Below are 19,165 nucleotides of genomic sequence, written 5' to 3'. Positions count from 1 at the left end.
CGGAATTGTTGAAGGTGCTGAGGATTGACGGTGATGGTCGGTCAGTTCACGGCTTGGCCGGCGGCGTATCGAGCCGGTCATAGTTGACGATGGCATTGAATACCAGCGGATAGCTGCCGATGGTCTCGCCGCGCCAGATCGGATTGCTGGCGAACAGCAGCACGTGGCCCTTGCCGTAGCGTGCATTCACTACCGCAGCGCGTTCGGCCATCTCGTCACCGCCATCGAGCAGGCCGGCGATCAGCAGATGATCGGCCTCCGCGTAGCGCAGGATCACCTGCGGCTGCTGCTCGGCTGGAATCACCCAGGGGTTGTTGCGCATTTGCTCGGCATTCAGCGGCAGCGCCTGCCACGGCTTGGCATCGGGCAGGGCCGGTGGTTCGACCGAGGTACGCCCCTCCGGCGTATCGGTGTCGTGCGGGCCGCCGCGGCCAGTGGGGCGCTGGAAGTCCTTCGCGTTGGGTATGCCGCTGTCACCGGTCATCAGATGGGACACGGTGAACGACTGGCCGGCGGCGCTGTACAGGGCCAGCTCGTCACTCGTGTAACCCGTGGCGATCGGACTGCTGCGATCGACGAAGTTCGCCTGCAGCACGCTACCGACGACCTTGAGGTTGTGGGTGGGCGTGACGAATACGCCAGGCGCCAGGCCGGTGTCGATCGCGAACTTCGCGGTGTCCTCGGAGGTGACCAGCAGGCCGCCCGCACTCACGAATTGCTTGAGGTTGGCGAGACCGCTGGAACCGAGCCCGGGCCGGATGTCATCGGTGGAATCGATATGGCCGATGTTGGGCGTCAGCTTTGTGGTCTTCCACGGCATCGGGTTGCCCCACATCGGCAGGCCGTCGATGATCTGCTGCGAGCTGGTGTTGCCGATCGGGCCGAACAGGATCACGTCGTATTTCGCGCGCAGGTCGCTGGTCTTCGCTACGTCCTGAGTGCTGATGTAGCTGTACGGTACGTGCAGCTTGTCCAGCGCCATGCGCCACCAGCCCTCGGTCTGCGTATCCAGCCAGGTGTGCATCAGCGCGATGCGTGGCAGCTTGCCGCCGGGCATGTCGATCGCGGACAGGCCTTGCGGCACGGTGACCGGCTCGCTGACCAGGTCCATCGGTGCTTTCAGGATCGTGTTGTCGGTGACGCGCACGACCTGCACGTCGAACAGGTCGCCCATCGACCAGGCAGTGTCATCGTAGGGATGTTGCTGCGGATCTTTCGGCGACCAGTACTGGCGATCCAGCAGCGTGTCGGCGATGCGCGAATACGGCTGGTCCATGCGCACCACGTAGCTGCCGGCGGCAAACGTGCGCGATACCGGCTTGCCGACCTTGCCGTCGTCACCCTTCGGCGCAGGCAGGGTTACCGTGACCGGCGCCGTGAGGCGGCTGATCTCGGCATGCTGCAACTGCATGATGTGCAGTAGCTGCGCCTGCGAACCGGTGCGCCTGTCGTCGGCCGGAAATACGTAAGCGGCGGGGCCGGCTTCCTGCGGTTTCTCGATCGAGCGCTTGCTCTTCAGGTAGAAGTTCTTCAGGAACAGCTGGCTGTTGTCGGAGAAATAATTCAGGGCGGTGAGCAGGCCGGTCTGCTCGTAGTTGTTGTTGTCGCGCTGCGACCAGACGACTTCGGGCAGCGGTGGGTTCGGCTTGTACCAGGTGCGCTGGTAGTCGGCCGGATCAAGGATGCGCTTGACCGTATCGGCACCATCGTTGCCGAACGTCTCGTACAACCGGCTGACGCCGTTGTGCATGGCGGCGATGAACATCAGATAGCCCGGGCTCCAGGTATCGAAGTCGCCATGGGTGAACACGCCAGGCATGCCGAACTTGGTCAGCTGCTGCACATTGTCCCAGCCCAGCTGCTGCCACTCGCCGGTGAGGATCGGGTCGATCCATGCGTTGTACGGGCCGTCACCCACGGTGTTGTCGTACAGGAACGGCACCGATTCGTGCAGGTCGTGCAGCACCTGCGCATGCCAGCCGATATAGGTATCGGCGACATTGCGGGTGAGGTTGAGTGTCATCGCCATCGCGTCGCGATTGTTGTCGTGTGCGACGTAGTGACCCCAGTACATCAGCGGCGAATAGTTCTCACCGGGATGGGCTAGGTGCCAGTTGTACAGGTCGACCATGCGGTCACGGCCATCGACTTCGACTACCGGCGTGATCAGGGTGATCACATGTGAGCGGATGTGCTTCACGTACGGCGCGTCATCCACCGCGAGGCGATAGGCCAGTTCCATCAGCGCGGTGGGCGCGCCGGTTTCGGTGGAATGGATGGTACCGGTGATGTAGTAGACCGGCGTGGACTGCGCGATCAGTTGGTCGGCAGCGGCATCGTCCATGTTGATGCTGCGCGGATCGCCGAGCTTGGCCAGGCGCGCCTTGTTGACATCGAGGTCAGCCAGCAGGCTTTCGTCGGCAATCGCCACCGCGATCATCTCGCGACCTTCCTCGGTCTTGCCGATGGTGAACACCTTCACCCGCGGGCTGGCGGCGGCCAGCGCACGGAAGTAGCGGTAGACATCGGCCGAGTAGGGCAGGTAGTTCGGTGCACCGGAAATATGGCCGAGCACCTTTTCCGGCGTCGGCACGCTGGCCGAGGCGGGCAGGTAATCGGTCAGTGGCGAATTGAACGAGGGGTCCGTGGTGAACTTCAGGATCTGGTCGGTATAGCCCTGATCGATCGGCTGGTTCGGGTCGCGGGCGTAGGTCATCGATCCGTTCGGATCGGTCGCTGCGAGAACACTGGTAGTGGCGAGCGTCAGCAGGGTGACAAGTGAAAGCCGGATGGACACGCGCATGTTATGGATTCCCCTCGAGCCGCAGGCAACAGATCGCTGCACTGTGCCAGAACGGGGACGATCGCGCGTAGCCCATCAGTTGGGTGGGTCACCCAACTACGCTTGTCGTGCCGCAGGTGCGCTCCAGCCGAACGTGGGCGGGAGCACACTCTGCCAGCAGAAACTCAAGGTGCGGACTTGGCGCCTCCGGCAGCAGCTGCGTTCGTCGCAGTCGCGCCGGGACCAATACTGGAGCCGACGAATTGCACCAGCGTCGTATACAGCTCAGTCAGATTGGCCTCGCTGTAAAAGCCATGCATCTCTCCGGGCTTGTCCATCCACACGTGCGCGATATGGCGATTCAGCAGGGCATTGTGCAGATTGCTGCCCTGGATCGATGGCACGCGCCGATCCTCACCACCGACGACCAGCATGACGCGGGCCTTGAGGTGATCGAGTTGGTTGATCGGCGATCGTTGTGCCAACACGTTCATGTCATCGCCAAGGACACGCCGGAGATAATTCTCACCGAAAGTGGACTGTGGGATATCGCCGCGCTTGTACATCAGCGCCAGATCGTAGACGCCGACATAGCCGATCGCACACTTGTACAGGTCAGGCTCCTTCACCGCCCCCTCAAGCGCCGCATAGCCGCCATAACTGCCGCCGAAAATACAGATGCGTTGCGGGTCGGCAATGCCCTGCGCAATCGCCCAGTGGGTGGCATCGGTGACGTCGTCCTGCATCTTGCCGCCCCATTCGCCCCAGCCGGCATGCTCGAAGTTGTAGCCGTAGCCACCGGAGCCGCGATAGTTCACCTGCAGCACAGCGTAGCCATGGGTCGCCAACACCTGCACATAGGGGTCGTATTCCCAGCTGTCGCTTATGCCGTAGGGGCCACCATGCACAAACACCACCATCGGCAGGTGCTTTGCATTCTCCTTGCCCGGCGGAAAGCTGACATAGCCGTGCAGGTCCAGGCCGTCGCGCGCGGCAAACTCGAACGGCTGCTTGCCTGCCATCTGCTCTGGGTTGATCCACGATGCACGTGCCAGCAGACCGGTCAGCTTGTTGGTGCTGCGGTCGTAAAGGTAGAACGCGCCGGGGTCGGCATCGGCTTCGGCCAGCACGACGCTCAGGCTGCCATCGCGGGTGCCGGAAACGAATCGGACACTTTCGCCGGGCAGCTGTTTCATCAGCGCGATCAGGGTAGTTGCGTCTGCTGATTGGCTGTTGAAAAACGACAGGCCCGGGCGACCGTCCATGAAGCTCACCCCGATGATGTCGTCTTTGGCCATCCCGTAGACGAAGCCGTCCGGTGTAACCTTCGGGTTGCTCCACACCGTTGTCCAGGTGTTCTTCACCGGATCCCAGTTACATATGCCGAATCCACCATCGCTGGCCTTGCAAGCGAAGTACGCCACGCTGTCGTCGCGACTGAATGCCCACGGGTAGGCCCGCTCGTCATCGGCCTTCGAGACCACCTGCCAGCCGTCGCCATTGATCGGATGCGTGTACACCTTGACGTTGCCATTGACGTCTTCACCGTAGGCAAAACGTACATTCCCCTGATGGTCGGCGACGAATTCGACGTTGCGCATCGGTGCGGTGAGGATGCGCGCGAGGTTGCCGTCACGCACGTCCATGCGATAGACGATGGGCAGGAACCCTTCCTTGCCGGCCGCATCCCATGTGCTGATCGCGACCAGTACATGATTCGGGTCATCCGGAATCGAGGCGATGAATTCGCCGACGCCGCGATCGGCGACTGCCTTCTGGATGTGGGAACCGGTACTCATGCCACCGTTGCGGTAGCCATACAGCAATTTCGGGTTGCCGCCATCGGCATCGACCCCAAATAGCTCACCCGTGGCCAGTGGCGAGTCGTAGCCGCCCTGATGTTCGCCTACGGTGTACACCACACGCGTGGGCGAAGCCCACCAGAAATTAATGACATCGTTCCCTTCGCGAGGACTGACGACATTGCCCTTCTTGTCCGCGAGACGGATCAACGCCATCACGGTCTGGCCTTTGACAATCGCAGTCGCCGCCAAGTACTTCCCGTCAGGGGAAATCTTGACGTCCCTGTATTGATCATGGCGTGCAAGATCCGCCAAGGAGACTGATTCTGCATGCAGAACCGCCGTGCACAGCAACAACAACGCAACGATCCAGCGTCGCAAATTCATCATCTGATTCCCCTGTTTATGACGCACGACCGCACGTCATGCGCGGCAGTGTCCCCGGATCATTTATAGCGACACTCGGGCGTCGAGGCAATCAGACGAGCAAGGGGCGGCCCAGGATCGGCCGCCCCTTGCTGATCGAGCGTGGCGCTGTCTGCGGTTATGGTTTCAACAGTGCCGTCAGCTGGTCGAGCTGGGTGCGGTAGCGGTCGAGCACTTTCGCGGTGACCACGGCGTAGTGGTTAGCCTCGTCCCAACGGCGTGCTTCGAGCGCTTCTCGCACGCCGGGCACGGTCTTGACGCCGTAGCCGGTGAGCATGCCAGGTGCGTAGATGAAGTGCTTGAACCACTCGCGGCCGGGCAGCCCGGCCGGATCGGTCAGGGCCTGCTCCATACTGCCCATCTGCTGGTTCAGCTGCTGCTGTTGCGCGGCCGGCATATCGAAGCCGGTGCTGGCGCGCTTGGCATACGCAGCCTGGAACGCCTGGGCACTCTGCTTGAGCTGCTTTGCCGCCTGGTCCAGCGGGGCCAGATCAATCGCCGGTACGTCGGAGTCACGTGCTGGCGGTGCGAGTGGGCGAGTCGGGTCGGCATCGAGCGTGTAAGCATGCATGTCCAGCAGCTGGTGCTGCTGCTCGGTGGCCTTGCGGGTATCGTCGACCAGCTTGTGCAGTTCATCCACGTAGCGATCGAGCGTGCTGCTGAAATCGCCGAAGCGCAGCGGTAATACATTGGCATCGGCAGTGCGCAGCACGATATGGCCGGCCACCTTGGACAGGGCCACGCCGTACTCAAAGGTGGGATCGCCGAAGCGTACGTAGTGGTCGAACGAGTCGTAGCGCGAGTGGTAGATACCACCGTCGTCATCCTCGCCGCTGAAGCCGAGGTCGAGCGAGGCGATGCCCAGATGTTCCAGGAACGCGCTGTAGTCGGAGCCGGAGCCCAGCGCCTGGATCGGCACGTCACCGCCTTCCGCCGCCAGCTTGGCGTTTGCCTTGGCTTCGGGCTTCGCGTCCTTGCCGTAGCCGTTCACCAGCATGTGCGCACGCATGCGTTCACGCACGCTGGTGTGTGTTTCCGGATCGGTCACGCCTTCGGCGACCTGGTTGACCAGGTGCTGCAGTGAATGGCTGCCGCCGGCGTCGAGGAAGCCACGGCCGTTGGTATCCGAGTTGAGGTAAAGCACAGCCTTTTTCTGCAGTTCGGCGGCGTGCGTCTCGGCCCATTCGGTCGAGCCGAGCAGCCCTGGCTCCTCGCCGTCCCAGCTGGCGTAGACCAGGGTGCGTTGCGGCCGCCAGCCCTGTTTGACCAGGCCGCCGATCGCCTTGGCTTCGGCCATCAGCGCCACGTTGCCGGCGAGCGGATCCCAGGCGCCGAACACCCAGCCGTCGTGGTGATTGCCGCGTACGATCCACTGGTCCGGGGCAGTGGAGCCTTTGAGCGTGGCGATCACGTCATAGATCGGTTTCTGGCCCCAGTCCGATAGCACTGTCAGATGTGCCTTCGCCGTGCTGGGGCCCACGTGATAGGTGAACGGCAGCGAGCCGCGCCAGCTGGACGGTGCCACCGGCCCGGTCAGCGACTGCAGCAATGGCGTGGCGTCGGCGTAGGAGATCGGCAGTACTGGAATCTTCAGGATCGTTTTCGCGTCCTTGATCGCCAGCCGCTTGGCACCCGGGGTGGAACCGATGCCGGGGGTCAACGGGTCGCCGGGATACAGCTGCATGTCAGCTACCGAGCCGCGCTGCACGCCCTGCGCCGGACGCCAGCCGCCTTGCGGATAGGTATCGCCCTGGGCGTAGCCATCGTCGTGCGGATCCGAATAGATCAGGCAGCCGACTGCGCCGTGTTCCTGCGCGAGCTTGGGCTTCAAGCCGCGCCAACCACCGCCATAGCGGGTGATGACGATCTTGCCGCGCACGTCGATGCCGCGGCGGGCCAGCTCCTTGTAGTCGTCCGGCATGCCGTAGTTGGCATAGACCAGCTCCGCGGTAACGTCGCCGTCGCCGCCGTAGACGTTGTACGGCGGCAGCGCGCCCGGGAGGTCGGAGGTGTCATCACCGGGGATAGCCGGTTCGCGCAAGGTGGCGGTGTAGGGATGTGGCCCCAGCAGTTCCAGTCCAATCTTTTTCGGTGTCGGATACAGCACACTGAACGTCTCGATGTGCGCATCCCAGCCCCACTCTTGGAATTTCGCCAGCATGAACTCGGCATTCGCCTTGTCGTGCGGCGAGCCCACCTGGTTGGGTTCGGATGACATCTGCTTGAGCCAGCTGCGCTGGTCGGCGGGATCGAGCTGGGCATCGAAGCGCTGCTCCAGGCTTTGCTGGGCAGTGGCATTCGCGGGAGTGAAGCCGAGCATGGCGCCGTCGTCGCGATGGGCCTGGTCGGTTGCAGCGGCAGCAATGCAGGTAGCCAGTACACCAGCCAGCCCCAGCAGCGGGCGGATTTTCCATCGAGTCATCTGATCTTGCTCCCCATCGGTTGATCGTCGGGCGAATCACTGCGCTGGTCGGGTTGGACGTCCATCCGCCAGGTCGCATTCGCTTTGTTATACGCGCAGCTGGTGAAGCTTGCCTAGGACAGTAGTCATGTCCACGGCACACATGAGCCTTGGTCTGCCATGGTCAGAGAGGGATCAGGCCGCAGATTACGGGCCGGCTGAGCTCGTGGTTACCCCGGGTTTTTGCGATGCCTGAGGCGGCGCGGAATGGTCGGGTGACGCGGCTTGGTTTCCGTCCGGGACGGTAATGTCCTGTTGGAACAACAGATGGCTGTCTTGATCGCTGTAGGTCAGACTGTATTTACCCGGTCGCAGATAAAGGTCACTGACGGGCGCGCCTTGATGAAAACGAATACGTTCATCTTCCACGGCGTTCAGAGGTACTGGATCGAGCACCATGAGGTCAGCTGGAATCGCGTCGTCACCTTCGTTGGCATAGCGCGCCGCCACCAGGCATGGGTATGATCGATGACACCGGTCGCCAGTGACGAAATAGGGCATGCGCAAGCCGCCGAGGCTGGCCCATGTAGGGCGTCCATGCTGCATTTCCTGCGGCGGAAAGAACACGCTGACCTCATATCCTTGTCGCAGCGACCAAGGTTTGCCGGTTTTGTCCATGAACACGATGGGCATCTTGGGCTTCAGCTTTTGCATGACCGCAGCGTAATAAGGATGGTCATCGTCGCCGGACTGATGCGGGTACATCATGGTCTGTTCTACGGCAAGTGGGTCGATGCCGGAAACCTTGTGCAGATGCTCGGCCATGGAGGCGCCGTTGAGATAGACACCTGATTTCTGGATATGCGCATAGCCGGCATCAACCACGAGTCGCGCATTCGGGTCCTGCTTGAACACCTGCTTGTAGATGTTGCGCGCCTGTTCGGCTTCGCGGGCATCACCGGTGGCGTTTGAGGTTGCTTCGTAAGCGATCACCTTGAAGCCGAGCTTCAGGGCGGTGCGGACCATCTCGGCACAAATCGGTTCTTCGGTGTAAAAGCCACTGTCCTTGATCGGGTAACCGCGCGCTTGCAATCCGGTATCGGTCTGGTAGAGCGTTTCGGCCGCAAAGTAGTTGAAGCCCTCTGCTCGCAATTTGCTGAGCAGCTGCACGGTCAGCGTACGGGTGAGCGGGATGTTGTGTGCCTCGTTGAAGAACACGGCGCGGTAGTTTTTGGCCAATTCGGGGATCACCTCCAGCGCTGGACGGGCGGTGTAATCGGGGTTGTCCAGCGGTGAGGGGCGGTCGTCTGGCGACGCCGCCTGCCTGATCGAGAAGCTGGTCGCGGCGTCCGGGTAGTCGCCGATGAAGGTCTGGTACCAGCTCAGGTACTGGCCGAAGATGACCTGGAAGGCGGGGTCCTTGTTGTTGACATAGGCGTAGCGCATCACCTGGTACTGGGCCAGCAGGCTTTTGTGCTTGTTGGCCTCCTGCATGATCTGCTCGGACTTCTCGGAGGCAGCGACCTGGCGGGCCTGCCACTGCGAGGTTGATTGCGCGTGCCCCAACGTGGCTGCGCAGGCAAGTAGAAGGGTCCCGCTGAGCATGATTCCGGTACGAAAGTACGACATCAGCTTCTCCCGCGTCCGGCCCCGGCCAGACTGCATACGCTAGTTTTACCAGTGTGCGAGGCAGCTGTCGCGTATGGCTCGTTTGCTGCCAGCGGCGGCGCCCTGGCCCGCATGACCGAGCTTACGTGCCGCAGGCGGTTTACCGCACCCATGCCAAGCGGCACAGGGCCGTTCGGGGGATTCGGGAGCACAATTCGGGCACCTTGCCTATCGTGGAGTACGTCATGCGCCTGACTGTCCTTGCTGTGCTGATTGCATTCACGCTTCCTGCTGCTGCGCAGGCCCAGGTTTCGAATCTGCACACTGGCCCGATTTCCACCGTGGTGACCCGGGCGGTCGACGATCCGGCGCGACAGGCCGATCAATCCAGTGACGCCCGTCGCAAGGTGGCCCAGGTGATGATGTTCGCCGAGGTCAAGCCGGGCCAGAAAGTACTGGAGCTGATTCCCGGCAGCGGCTATTTCACCCGCGTATTCAGCGCGATCGTGGGATCGAAGGGCCATGTCTATGTGGTGTGGCCGAACGAATACGCCAAGGAAGATGTGGATGATCTGGCCGGTTCGCAGAAGCTGGCTACCGATCCGCACTACGCCAACGTCAGCGTGTTGACACAGCCGGCGAACCAGCTGAGCTCGCCCGAGCCGGTCGACGTGGTGTTCACTTCGCAGAATTATCACGATTACCCGGACAAGTTCATGGGGCAGGTCGATCCTGCGGTGCTCAACAAACAGGTATTTGACGCGCTGAAGCCCGGCGGCCTGTGGGTGATCATCGACCATGTCGCGCCGGCTGGTTCCGGCATGGCCGATACCGACACCTTGCACCGGATTGACCCGGCGATCGTGAAGAAACAGGTCGAAGCGGCCGGATTCGTCTTCGATGGCGAAAGCAATGCACTGCGCAACCCGGCCGACCCGCACACCATCAAGGTGTTCGACAAGTCGATACGCGGCCATACCGACCAGTTCATGTACCGTTTCCGCAAACCCATGAAATGAGCCTGCGGTCATGCCGTCACCGGAACACCCGCAGAACGATGACGTTGCGGAACCGGTCGACCCGCCGCCGCTGCAGCCGGTCGAACCGGATGCTGCTGACTGCTGCGGCGAGGGCTGTGCACGTTGCGTGTTCGATATCTATGAGGAAGCACTCGAACGTTATGAGGCCAGGCTGGCCGCATGGCGTGCCCGACAACGCTGATGCCGGCATCGCGACGCATCTGCCCAAGGAAGAACCATGTGGATTGCCGTCACCCGTGAAATCAGCCCCGCGCTTGGCAGCTGCGAGCTGTCGTACATCCCGCGCGACGCGATCGATCTGGTGCGTGCGCGCGAGCAGCATCGTGATTACCAACAGGCGCTGAAAGCGCTCGGTTGCCAGCTGCTGACGCTGCCAGCTGAGCCCGATCTGCCCGACTCGGTCTTCGTGGAGGACGTGGCGATCGTGCTGGACGAGATCGCGATCCTGACCCGGCCTGGCGCGTTGTCGCGCCGCGCCGAGGTGGCGAGCGTCGCCAACGTGCTGCGGCGATACCGAACGTTATTATCGATACAGGCCCCGGGCACGCTCGACGGTGGCGATGTGCTGCGTGTTGGCCGCACGCTGTACGTGGGCGAATCAGCGCGGAGCAATGCTGTGGGTATCGGGCAGTTGCGCGAGCTGTTGGCGGGCCATGGTTACGCAGTGCGGGGCGTGCCGACACGTGGCTGCCTGCACCTGAAATCGGCGGTGACGCAGCTCGATGACGATACCTTGCTGCTTCAGCCGGAATGGGTGGGCCGCGAGCAGTTCGCCGGCTTTCGCATCATCGGAGTCGATCCTGCCGAGCCGCATGCCGCCAACGTATTGCGCATTGGCGATGCGCTGGTGATGCCGGCCAGCTTCCCGCATACGCGGCAGCGCCTGCTCGATGCCGGCTTCAACGTCACGGCGGTAGATGTCTCCGAGCTGCAGAAAGCCGAAGGCGCGGTGACCTGCTGCAGCCTGGTATTTCGTGTAGTCGAATGAGTCGGGTGCAAAACTTAACCAGCATTGGGATGTGCCGTTGCAGGACTACACTGTGCCGACAACTTGTCGACACCCCTAATAAAGGAAAAGCCCGTGACTGACGCCATGTATGCCAGCTCCATTACCGTCTTCAAGCAGATGCTCGGCAGCCTCGATGCGATCCTGGCAAAAGCCGGGGCGCACGTGACAGAGAAGAAAATCGAACCTGCGGCGCTGACGCAGGCGCGGCTGTTTCCGGACATGTTTCCGCTGTGCAAGCAGGTGCAGATTGCCTGTGATTTTGCACGCGGCGTATCGGCGCGACTGGCTGGCGCCGAGGTGCCGAAGTACGAGGACAACGAGCAGACGTTTGATGAACTGCGCGGGTTGATTGCGCGCAGCCTCGATTTCATCGACAGCTTCAGCCCGGCGCAGTTTGTAGGTGCCGCGCAGCGCGAGATCGTGATACGGCCCGGTACGCCGAAAGAGCGTCACTTCACCGGTCAGGCTTACCTGCTGAGTTACGGCCTGCCGCAGTTCTTCTTCCACGTCACCACAGCGTATGCACTGCTGCGCCACAACGGCATCGAGATTGGCAAGCGGGATTACATGGGCCAGTACTGAGGGGTCAATGCCGACCCTGTGCCGGGCAGGTGCAGATACTGCCCGGCACGCGTTGACCTGGAAAGGCAGGGGCGTTACTTGCTCTTTTTCTTTTCCTGCTTGGCCGCCTTCTTTTCCTTCATGGTCTTGGCAGGTTTTTTCTTGTCGCTTTTCTTTGAATCCAAGCCCTTGCTCATGGCGTGCTCCTTTGGAAGTGTTGGTGGGATATCAAGCGTCTGCGGCAACCCGAGGTGCCGCGTGGGCGCGCAGGGAAGTCTAAGCTGTTCCGGCGACGGTTGGGCAGGGTCCGGTAGCGAGTAACTGCTCAGATGCGTTCGCCGGGAGCCAGGTAACGCCATTGCCCGGGTGGCAACTTGGCCAGCGGGATGCGGCCGACGCGCAGGCGCTTCATCGCCAGCACCTTGAGGCCGACCGCCAGGCACATCGGTTCGATCTGGCTCGGCTGCAAGACCTTGAACGCGAAGCGCAGCCGCTGCTCGCTCTGCCAGCTGACCTTGATCGGCGGCATCGCATAGTTGTTGAAGCGCAGGCCGTGATTGAGCAGGGCCAGTCCGTTCGGGATCAGCGTGCCCTCGACATCGACCACGAACTCCTGCTCGACCCGGTCGATATCCTCGGTGAGCTTGCGGGTGACGCGCCAGTCCTGGGTGAATATCAGCAAGCCGCTGGCCTGGGTCGGCAAGGACAACGGTGACGTCAATCGCATCAGGTGCCGCTTCAACGGGAGTACGCCGGAAGCATCATCCGGTGATCGGGTGTCGGGCGTGACCAGTGCGCTGGCCGGGTTTGGGCCGCCGTCGGTGTCGTAGCCGACCGGCTTGTGCAGCACCAGGGTGGCAGGTTCGGTGGGGATAAGTTTGGCGTTGGGATCGAGTTCAACGCTTTGCATGTCCACCATGAACTGTGGTTCTTCCACGACCTGTCCGTCGACCTTTACCCAGCCGCCCTCGATGTACTGCTCGGCCTCACGTCGCGAGCACTGGGTCAGCGCGACGACACGTTTGGCGAGGCGAACCGGTTCTGTCATCGAGGTGCCATTGAGCGAGGATGGGGCATTGTATGCGCCAGCCCGTGAGTTGATGGTTTATGCGTGAACCGGTGGCAATTCGCAGGACAGCCCCCAGATAGTCAGCTTCGTTATGGCGAGGCCCCAACATGATCCCCTTTTCCGTTCTTGACCTGGCACCGGTCACCGAGGGCAGTGACACCACGCAGGCGTTCCGCAATACGCTGGATCTGGCCCAGCACGCCGAGCGCCTCGGCTACCAGCGCTACTGGCTGGCCGAACACCACAACATGCCCGGTATCGCCAGTGCGGCAACGGCGGTGCTGATCGGCCACGTGGCCGGTGGTACTTCGACGATCCGCGTCGGCGCCGGCGGCATCATGCTGCCGAACCACGCACCGCTGCAGGTGGCCGAGCAGTTCGGCACGCTGGCGTCGCTGTATCCGGGCCGCATCGACCTGGGGCTGGGTCGCGCGCCGGGCACTGACCAGCCCACCGCGAAGGCGCTGCGTCGCTACTTCGACAGTGCTGATGCGTTTCCACACGACGTCGTCGAACTGCTTGGCTATTTCGAGCCTGCCAAACCTGGGCAGCAGGTGCGCGCCGTACCCGGTGCCGGCATCGAAGTGCCGGTATGGCTGCTCGGCTCCAGCCTGTTCAGCGCCACGCTGTCGGCGCAACTCGGCTTGCCGTTCGCATTCGCCTCGCACTTTGCGCCGGATGCGATGGACGAGGCCCTGGCGCTCTATCGACGTGATTTCCGGCCATCCGCACGACTGCAGCAGCCATACGCGATGCTCGGCATCAACGTGGTTGCCGCCGACAGCGATGCCGAGGCGCGGCGGCTGTTCACCACCCAGCAGCAGAGCTTCATCAATCTGCGCCGCGGCCGGCCGGGGCTGATCCCGCCGCCGATCGACGACATCGAGTCGTACTGGACACCGCCGGAAAAACTGATGGTTGAGCGTGCGCTGGCCTGTGCGGTGGTCGGCAATGCGGACACCGTCAGGGATGGTATCGAGACCTTCATTGCACGGCACAAGCCAGACGAATTGCTGATCACGGCCAACGTATTCGAGCATGCGGCGCGGCGACATTCGTTCGAGATCGCGGCGGCCGCGCGAGATCGGTTGATGGCTGCGAACTGACCGGCGTGGCCGCGAAAGACCGGGCAGGGCCGCCGATCGGCCATAATGGGCGTTATTCCACGAACCGTTGAAGCTTTCCCACGCATGAAAACACCCAAGGGCCTGCAGGCGCTGATCGATGAAGGTGTGATCGATCAGGTGCTTCGGCCGCTGAAGAGCGGCAAGGAAGCCTCCGTTTACGTCGTCCGCTCGGGCGAGGACATCCGTTGCGCCAAGGTCTACAAGGACATGGCGCAGCGCAGCTTCCAGGCACGCGTGCAGTATCAGGAAGGACGCAAGGTGCGCGGCAGTCGGCAGGCACGTGCGATGGGCAAGGCGACCAAGTTCGGCCGCAAGGAGGCCGAGGCTGCCTGGAAGAATGCCGAGGTCGACGCGCTGTACCAGCTCACCGCCGCTGGTGTGCGGGTGCCGAAGCCTTACGGTTACTTCAATGGCGTGCTGGTGATGGAACTGGTCACCGATGCGGACGGTTACTCGGCGCCGCGGCTGGGTGAGGTGGAGCTGTCAGCGGAGACCGCGCGCGAATACCACCGCTTCCTGATGCAGCAGGTGGCACGAATGCTCTGCGTCGGCCTGATCCACGGGGATCTTTCCGAATACAACGTGCTGGTCGGACCGGAAGGTCCGGTGATCATCGACCTGCCGCAGGCGGTCAGCGCGTCCGGCAACAACTCCGCGCGCGCCATGCTGCGGCGGGACGTGGGCAACATCACTATCAGCCTGTCGCGCTTCGCACCGGAACTGCTGGATACGTATTACGGTGAGGAGATGTGGGCATTGTTCGAGCTGGGTGAGCTGCATCCGGACAGCGAGCTCACAGGTCACTTCGAATTCGATGAAAGCATCGCCGATGTCGACAGCGTGATGCAGTCGATCATTGATGCCCGTGAGGAAGCGATCATCCGCCAGCAGGGCCGCGAGGCGGCAGCGCAGGAAGACTGAGCGCCGCGACTTGATCGCCGCGGCGTGATGATCGATCCGGTCAGTTGCCGACCTTCAGCAGCTCCACCTCGAACACCAGCGAGGCATTCGGCGGAATATCGTCGCCGGCGCCATTGGCACCATAACCGAGCGTTGCCGGGATCAGCAGGATGCGCTTGCCACCGACATGCATGCCAACGACGCCCTGATCCCAGCCGGCGATCACATTGCCCTGGCCGAGCATGAAGGAAAACGGTTCGTCGCGATCGCGCGAGCTGTCGAACTTCTTGCCATGCTTGTCTTTCGCGCTGTCGTCGTACAGCCAGCCGGTGTAATGCACCAACACCGTCATCCCGTCCTTCGCCTCCGCGCCGGTGCCGACCTTCTGGTCGATCACGGTGAGCTTGTCCACGCTTCCGGTGGCTTGCGCCGGCGGTGCGACAGTACAGGCGGCGAGAGTGAATACGGCGAACAGGGACAGCAACAAGCGCATGGAATGACTCCGGGAAAGAGGGATCAGGTTCGGATCGGGATTATCCAGTAAATGGTGACGACAGGTGCAGCCATCACCTTGTTCGCGATGAAGCTGATCAGTTCACCGTTTCGGCCGGTGCCATGCGCCGTAACGGATCCACGGCGACCGAGTCGGCATCGTTCATCAGCTGCAGCTGGCCATCCTGAATCAGGCATTGCAGGCGCATGCCACGCTGCAGCAATGCCACGAGCCCGGCGACGGTGGCGGCCGGGATGTCGAGTACAGTGAGGTTCTTGTTGCGCCCCAGCGCTGCACCGACCTTGTTCCACCAGATCTCCGCGACGTTACCGCCGTAATTGATCACCACCACCTGACGCGAACGTCCACAGGCCTTGCGGATGCGTGTCTCGTCCGGCTGGCCCACTTCGATCCACAGCTCGATCTCATCGGTGTACGCTTTGCGCCAAAGCGCCGGTTCGTCCTCGTCGCTGATGCCTTTGCCGAACTCCAGTCGATCGTCGGCATACAACGCGAACGCGAGCAGCCGCACCATCAGCCGCTCTTCGGTTTCCGATGGATGCCGTGCCAGGGTCAGCGCATGGGTCGCGTAATAATGCCGATCCATGTCACTGATCTGCAGTTCTACTTTGTAGATGGTGGAATTGAGGGCCATCGGGGGTGCCTTGGGACAACAACCGGCCATTCTACGCGCTCCGCGTGACAGGCTGCCCGATGGCGCGCATTAGACTGGGAACGACCATGACTCCACCCAGCCAGTTATTCATACGCGACACCCACGCCAGCACCGTGCACTTGCCTGCAGGCGCATGGGTGACGGTGCTCGATGGCCTGTGCTCGTATTTCAGTACGGTCAGCCGCGCGCAGTGGCTGGACCGCATCGCGCGTGGGCGGGTGCTGGACGGGCAGGGCAGCGCGATCACGCCGGATACGCCGTATCGGGCGGGACTGCGCATTCATTACTACCGCGAAGTAGCGGACGAGGTGCCGATCCCGTTCACCGAAACCGTGTTGCATGTCGACGAGCATCTGGTGGTGGCGGACAAGCCGCACTTCCTGCCGGTGACACCGGCAGGTGGCTTTGTCGAGCAGACCTTGCTGCGGCGGTTGATTCGTCGGCTGGACAATCCCGAGCTGGTGCCACTGCACCGGATCGACCGATTGACGGCTGGGCTGGTACTGTTTTCGGCGAACCGGGCCAGCCGTGCGCAGTATCAGGCGCTGTTTCGCGAACGCAATATCGACAAGCGTTATGAAGCCTTGGCCCCAGCGTTGCCCGGACTGGTGTTCCCGCTGCTACGCCATTCGCGCATTGTTGCGGGTGAGCCGTTCTTCCGCATGCAGGAGGTGGACGGCGAGCCCAACAGCGAGACACGGATCGAGGTGATCCAGTTCGGCGAGGATGGCTGGCGCTATGCGCTACATCCGGTCACTGGCAGGAAGCATCAACTGCGTGTGCACATGGCTGCACTGGGTGCACCAATCATCGGCGACACGCTGTATCCGGTGTTGGCTGGAGAGTCTGCCGACGATCATCAGCTACCGTTGAAGCTGCTGGCGCACAGCCTGGCGTTCCTCGATCCACTTACCGGCAAGTCGCGGCGGTTCGAGAGCCGATTGAGCCTTTGACGGGTCGGCGCGGGCCTGATCGAGGTCTGGCGCATCCTGTCAAGGGTAACCACGCACGGCCATTACACGCTATCTTCCGCAGCAGTATTTAGCCGGGGGAGAACCATTCGTGAGCGCACAGCCATCACCCATAGCGCCAGCACGCGCCGAATTGACCATACGCGGCCTGATCATCGGTATCTTGATCACCCTGGTGTTCACGGCGGCGAACGTCTATTTCGGCCTCAAGGCCGGTCTTACGTTTGCGACGTCGATCCCGGCGGCAGTGATCTCGATGGCCGTGCTGCGCTACTTCAAGGGCGCCACGATGCAGGAAAACAACATCGTGCAGACGGTCGCATCGGCGGCTGGCACCTTGTCGTCGATCATCTTCGTGCTGCCTGGCCTGATCCTGATTGGCTGGTGGACCGGCTTCAACTACTGGACGTCGTTCGCCATCTGCGCGCTGGGCGGCATCCTCGGCGTGATGTATTCGATCCCGCTGCGTCGCGCGCTGGTCACCAATTCCGATCTGCCGTATCCCGAAGGTGTTGCCTGCGCCGAGGTGCTGAAGGTTGGTGCCGGTGGCAGCGAGGGTGTTAGTGCCGAAGAGGCTGCCGAATCCAACCGCGCCGGCTTACTTGCTGTGCTGTGGGGTTCGATCGTCTCGGCGGTGTTCGCGGTGGTGGTGGCGACGCGGGTGTTTGCAGGCGATGTGGTGCATTACTTCCGTGTCGGTGGCGACAAGGGCGGTGTGACCGGGTTCGACTTCTTCCTCTCGTTCGCATTGTTCGGTATTGGCCATCTGGTCGGGTTATGGGTTGGCATCGCGATGCTGGTGGGTGCCCTGATCGGTTGGGGCTGGGGCGTGCCGCATTTTTCCGCGCTGGCGCCGGCAGCCAGTTCGATCGCGGATCTCGCCAACGCGACCTGGAGCCACAAGGTGCGCTTCGTCGGCGCCGGCACCATTGGTGTGGCTGCCATCTGGACCCTGGCCAAGCTGGTCAAGCCGGTTATCAGCGGATTGACCTCGGCCATGGCCGCTTCGCGCGCGCGCAGCGCCGGCAACGCCGCCTTGCTGCCGCGTACCGAGCAGGACATCCCGATCGGGCAGGTCGGCCTGATCTCGCTGGCTTGCCTGGTGCCGATCGGCTTCCTGATCCAGAATTTTGCGACGACCGCCGGCCATGGCCTGGGCGACCATATGCTGGCCCTGGTGGTCGGCGGACTGATCTTCGTGGTGCTGATGAGCTTCTTCGTGTCCGCCGTATGCGGCTACATGGCCGGCCTGATCGGTTCGTCGAACAGTCCGCTGTCGGGCATCGGCATCATCGTGGTGATCAGCGCGGCGCTGCTGCTGGTGTTCGGCATCCGCTCGACCCTGCCGGTCGGCAGCGAAAACGCGCTGGTCGCGTTCGCCCTGTTCATCACCTCGATCGTGTTCGCTGCCGCGGCGATCGCCAACAACAACCTGCAGGATCTGAAGACCGGACAACTGGTCGATGCGACGCCATCCAAGCAGCAATGGGCGCTGGTAATCGGCGTGCTTGCCGGCGCCGCGATCATTCCGCCGATCCTCGACCTGCTCAATCACGCCTATGGTTTTGTCGGCGCGCCGGGCCCGCAGCGCGACCATGCGCTGGCTGCGCCGCAGGCCGGCCTGATCTCGGCGCTGGCGCAGGGTGTGATCCAGAACAATATCGACTGGAGCCTGATCGAGATCGGTGGCGCGATCGGCGTGGTGATGATCATCATCGACGAGGTGTTGCGTCGCACGACCAAGTCCGCACATCTGTCGCCGCTGGCGGTGGGTCTGGGCATCTACCTGCCGACCCAGAGCACGCTGATGGTGGTGGTCGGTGCGGTCGCCGGCTGGTGGTTCGACCGCAATGCCGATCGCACATCGAAGAACCCCGAGGCGACCAAGCAACTCGGTGTGCTGCTGGCCTCCGGCATGATCGTCGGCGAGGGCTTGCTCGGCGTGGCCATCGCCGCCTTCGTGGCATTTTCCGGCAAGGACTATCCGCTCGCCCTGGTCGGCGACTCGTTCGCGAATGGCCCGGCGTTGTGGATCGGCGGCCTGGCGTTCGCCGTGGTGATGGTGCTGCTGTACCGTTGGGTGGGCCGCCTCGCGCGGTCGTCAACGAGCGCGTAACAGGGCAATGAGATGCCTCGTGGAAGGTGGCCCCGGACGGGCCGCCTTTCCGGGGGATGCCAACGGCGGCGGTGGCTGCACAGGCCATCGGAACTGGAGATCATGCGATCCGTTGGATCGCAAAAGATTGCCAGTCAGCTTCAATGTGGCAACCTACTAGGTCTTTACAAGGGGCGTTTGTCGC

At 62.6% G+C, this 19,165-nt stretch carries 15 protein-coding genes; 8 read left to right on the top strand and 7 right to left on the bottom strand.

What is annotated here, in order from left to right:
• Positions 1–46 precede the first annotated feature (46 nt).
• The 4 genes from GSQ75_RS08200 to GSQ75_RS08185 form a co-directional block, all read right to left on the bottom strand.
• Positions 47–2,803: a M14 family zinc carboxypeptidase gene (locus GSQ75_RS08200; RefSeq protein ID WP_158754072.1), complete on the bottom strand. Its 2,757-nt coding sequence runs from the start codon at positions 2,801–2,803 to the stop codon at positions 47–49.
• Positions 2,804–2,967: 164 nt separating this feature from the next.
• Positions 2,968–4,800, bottom strand: a complete 1,833-nt coding sequence (locus GSQ75_RS08195) for an alpha/beta fold hydrolase (protein WP_254058501.1) — start codon at positions 4,798–4,800, stop codon at positions 2,968–2,970.
• 328 nt (positions 4,801–5,128) lie between these two features.
• The gene (locus tag GSQ75_RS08190) at positions 5,129–7,432 is read right to left on the bottom strand and encodes a transferrin receptor-like dimerization domain-containing protein (protein ID WP_158754070.1); all 2,304 of its coding nucleotides are present in this window, start codon (positions 7,430–7,432) and stop codon (positions 5,129–5,131) included.
• 186 nt (positions 7,433–7,618) lie between these two features.
• A complete protein-coding gene (locus tag GSQ75_RS08185) occupies positions 7,619–9,040 on the bottom strand; it encodes a hypothetical protein (protein ID WP_254058500.1) in 1,422 nt (473 codons plus the stop codon).
• Between the two features lie 224 nt (positions 9,041–9,264).
• On the opposite strand from GSQ75_RS08185, the gene GSQ75_RS08180 reads away from it, so the two are divergent.
• From GSQ75_RS08180 to GSQ75_RS08165, 4 genes are all read left to right on the top strand, one after another.
• Entirely contained in the window at positions 9,265–10,038 is a 774-nt protein-coding gene (locus GSQ75_RS08180; protein WP_158754069.1) for a class I SAM-dependent methyltransferase, read from the top strand.
• A gap of 10 nt (positions 10,039–10,048) precedes the next feature.
• Positions 10,049–10,240, top strand: a complete 192-nt coding sequence (locus GSQ75_RS08175; protein WP_158754068.1) for an oxidoreductase-like domain-containing protein — start codon at positions 10,049–10,051, stop codon at positions 10,238–10,240.
• Between the two features lie 36 nt (positions 10,241–10,276).
• The gene (locus tag GSQ75_RS08170) at positions 10,277–11,047 is read left to right on the top strand and encodes an arginine deiminase family protein (protein WP_158754067.1); all 771 of its coding nucleotides are present in this window, start codon (positions 10,277–10,279) and stop codon (positions 11,045–11,047) included.
• 93 nt (positions 11,048–11,140) lie between these two features.
• Complete coding sequence (locus GSQ75_RS08165) at positions 11,141–11,650, top strand: DUF1993 domain-containing protein (RefSeq protein ID WP_158754066.1); 510 nt, start codon at positions 11,141–11,143, stop codon at positions 11,648–11,650.
• Between the two features lie 304 nt (positions 11,651–11,954).
• Here GSQ75_RS08165 and GSQ75_RS08155 read toward each other — a convergent pair whose 3' ends face one another.
• Complete coding sequence (locus GSQ75_RS08155; protein WP_158754064.1) at positions 11,955–12,677, bottom strand: rRNA pseudouridine synthase; 723 nt, start codon at positions 12,675–12,677, stop codon at positions 11,955–11,957.
• Positions 12,678–12,805: 128 nt separating this feature from the next.
• Between GSQ75_RS08155 and GSQ75_RS08150 the strand changes: the two genes are divergently transcribed.
• Positions 12,806–13,804 carry an LLM class flavin-dependent oxidoreductase gene (locus tag GSQ75_RS08150; RefSeq protein WP_158754063.1) on the top strand — a complete coding sequence of 333 codons (999 nt, stop codon included), beginning with the start codon at positions 12,806–12,808 and terminating at the stop codon, positions 13,802–13,804.
• An 84-nt stretch (positions 13,805–13,888) separates the two neighbouring features.
• Positions 13,889–14,746: a PA4780 family RIO1-like protein kinase gene (locus tag GSQ75_RS08145; protein ID WP_158754062.1), complete on the top strand. Its 858-nt coding sequence runs from the start codon at positions 13,889–13,891 to the stop codon at positions 14,744–14,746.
• Between the two features lie 40 nt (positions 14,747–14,786).
• Here GSQ75_RS08145 and GSQ75_RS08140 read toward each other — a convergent pair whose 3' ends face one another.
• A complete protein-coding gene (locus GSQ75_RS08140) occupies positions 14,787–15,218 on the bottom strand; it encodes an FKBP-type peptidyl-prolyl cis-trans isomerase (protein ID WP_158754061.1) in 432 nt (143 codons plus the stop codon).
• 97 nt (positions 15,219–15,315) lie between these two features.
• A complete protein-coding gene (locus tag GSQ75_RS08135) occupies positions 15,316–15,873 on the bottom strand; it encodes a YaeQ family protein (protein WP_158754060.1) in 558 nt (185 codons plus the stop codon).
• Between the two features lie 86 nt (positions 15,874–15,959).
• Here GSQ75_RS08135 and GSQ75_RS08130 point away from each other — a divergent pair, with 86 nt between their 5' ends.
• Together GSQ75_RS08130 and GSQ75_RS08125 are read left to right on the top strand one after the other, a co-directional pair.
• Positions 15,960–16,847, top strand: coding sequence for a pseudouridine synthase (locus GSQ75_RS08130; RefSeq protein WP_158754059.1), 888 nt, complete (start codon positions 15,960–15,962; stop codon positions 16,845–16,847).
• 109 nt (positions 16,848–16,956) lie between these two features.
• Complete coding sequence (locus tag GSQ75_RS08125) at positions 16,957–18,981, top strand: oligopeptide transporter, OPT family (protein ID WP_158754058.1); 2,025 nt, start codon at positions 16,957–16,959, stop codon at positions 18,979–18,981.
• The last annotated feature ends 184 nt before the right edge of the window (positions 18,982–19,165 follow it).

It is taken from the genome of Dyella sp. S184 (assembly GCF_009766065.1).
Taxonomy (GTDB): domain Bacteria; phylum Pseudomonadota; class Gammaproteobacteria; order Xanthomonadales; family Rhodanobacteraceae; genus Rhodanobacter.
The sequence above is the reverse complement of the archived record's forward strand: the minus strand, read 5'-3'. Positions and strand labels throughout refer to the sequence as shown.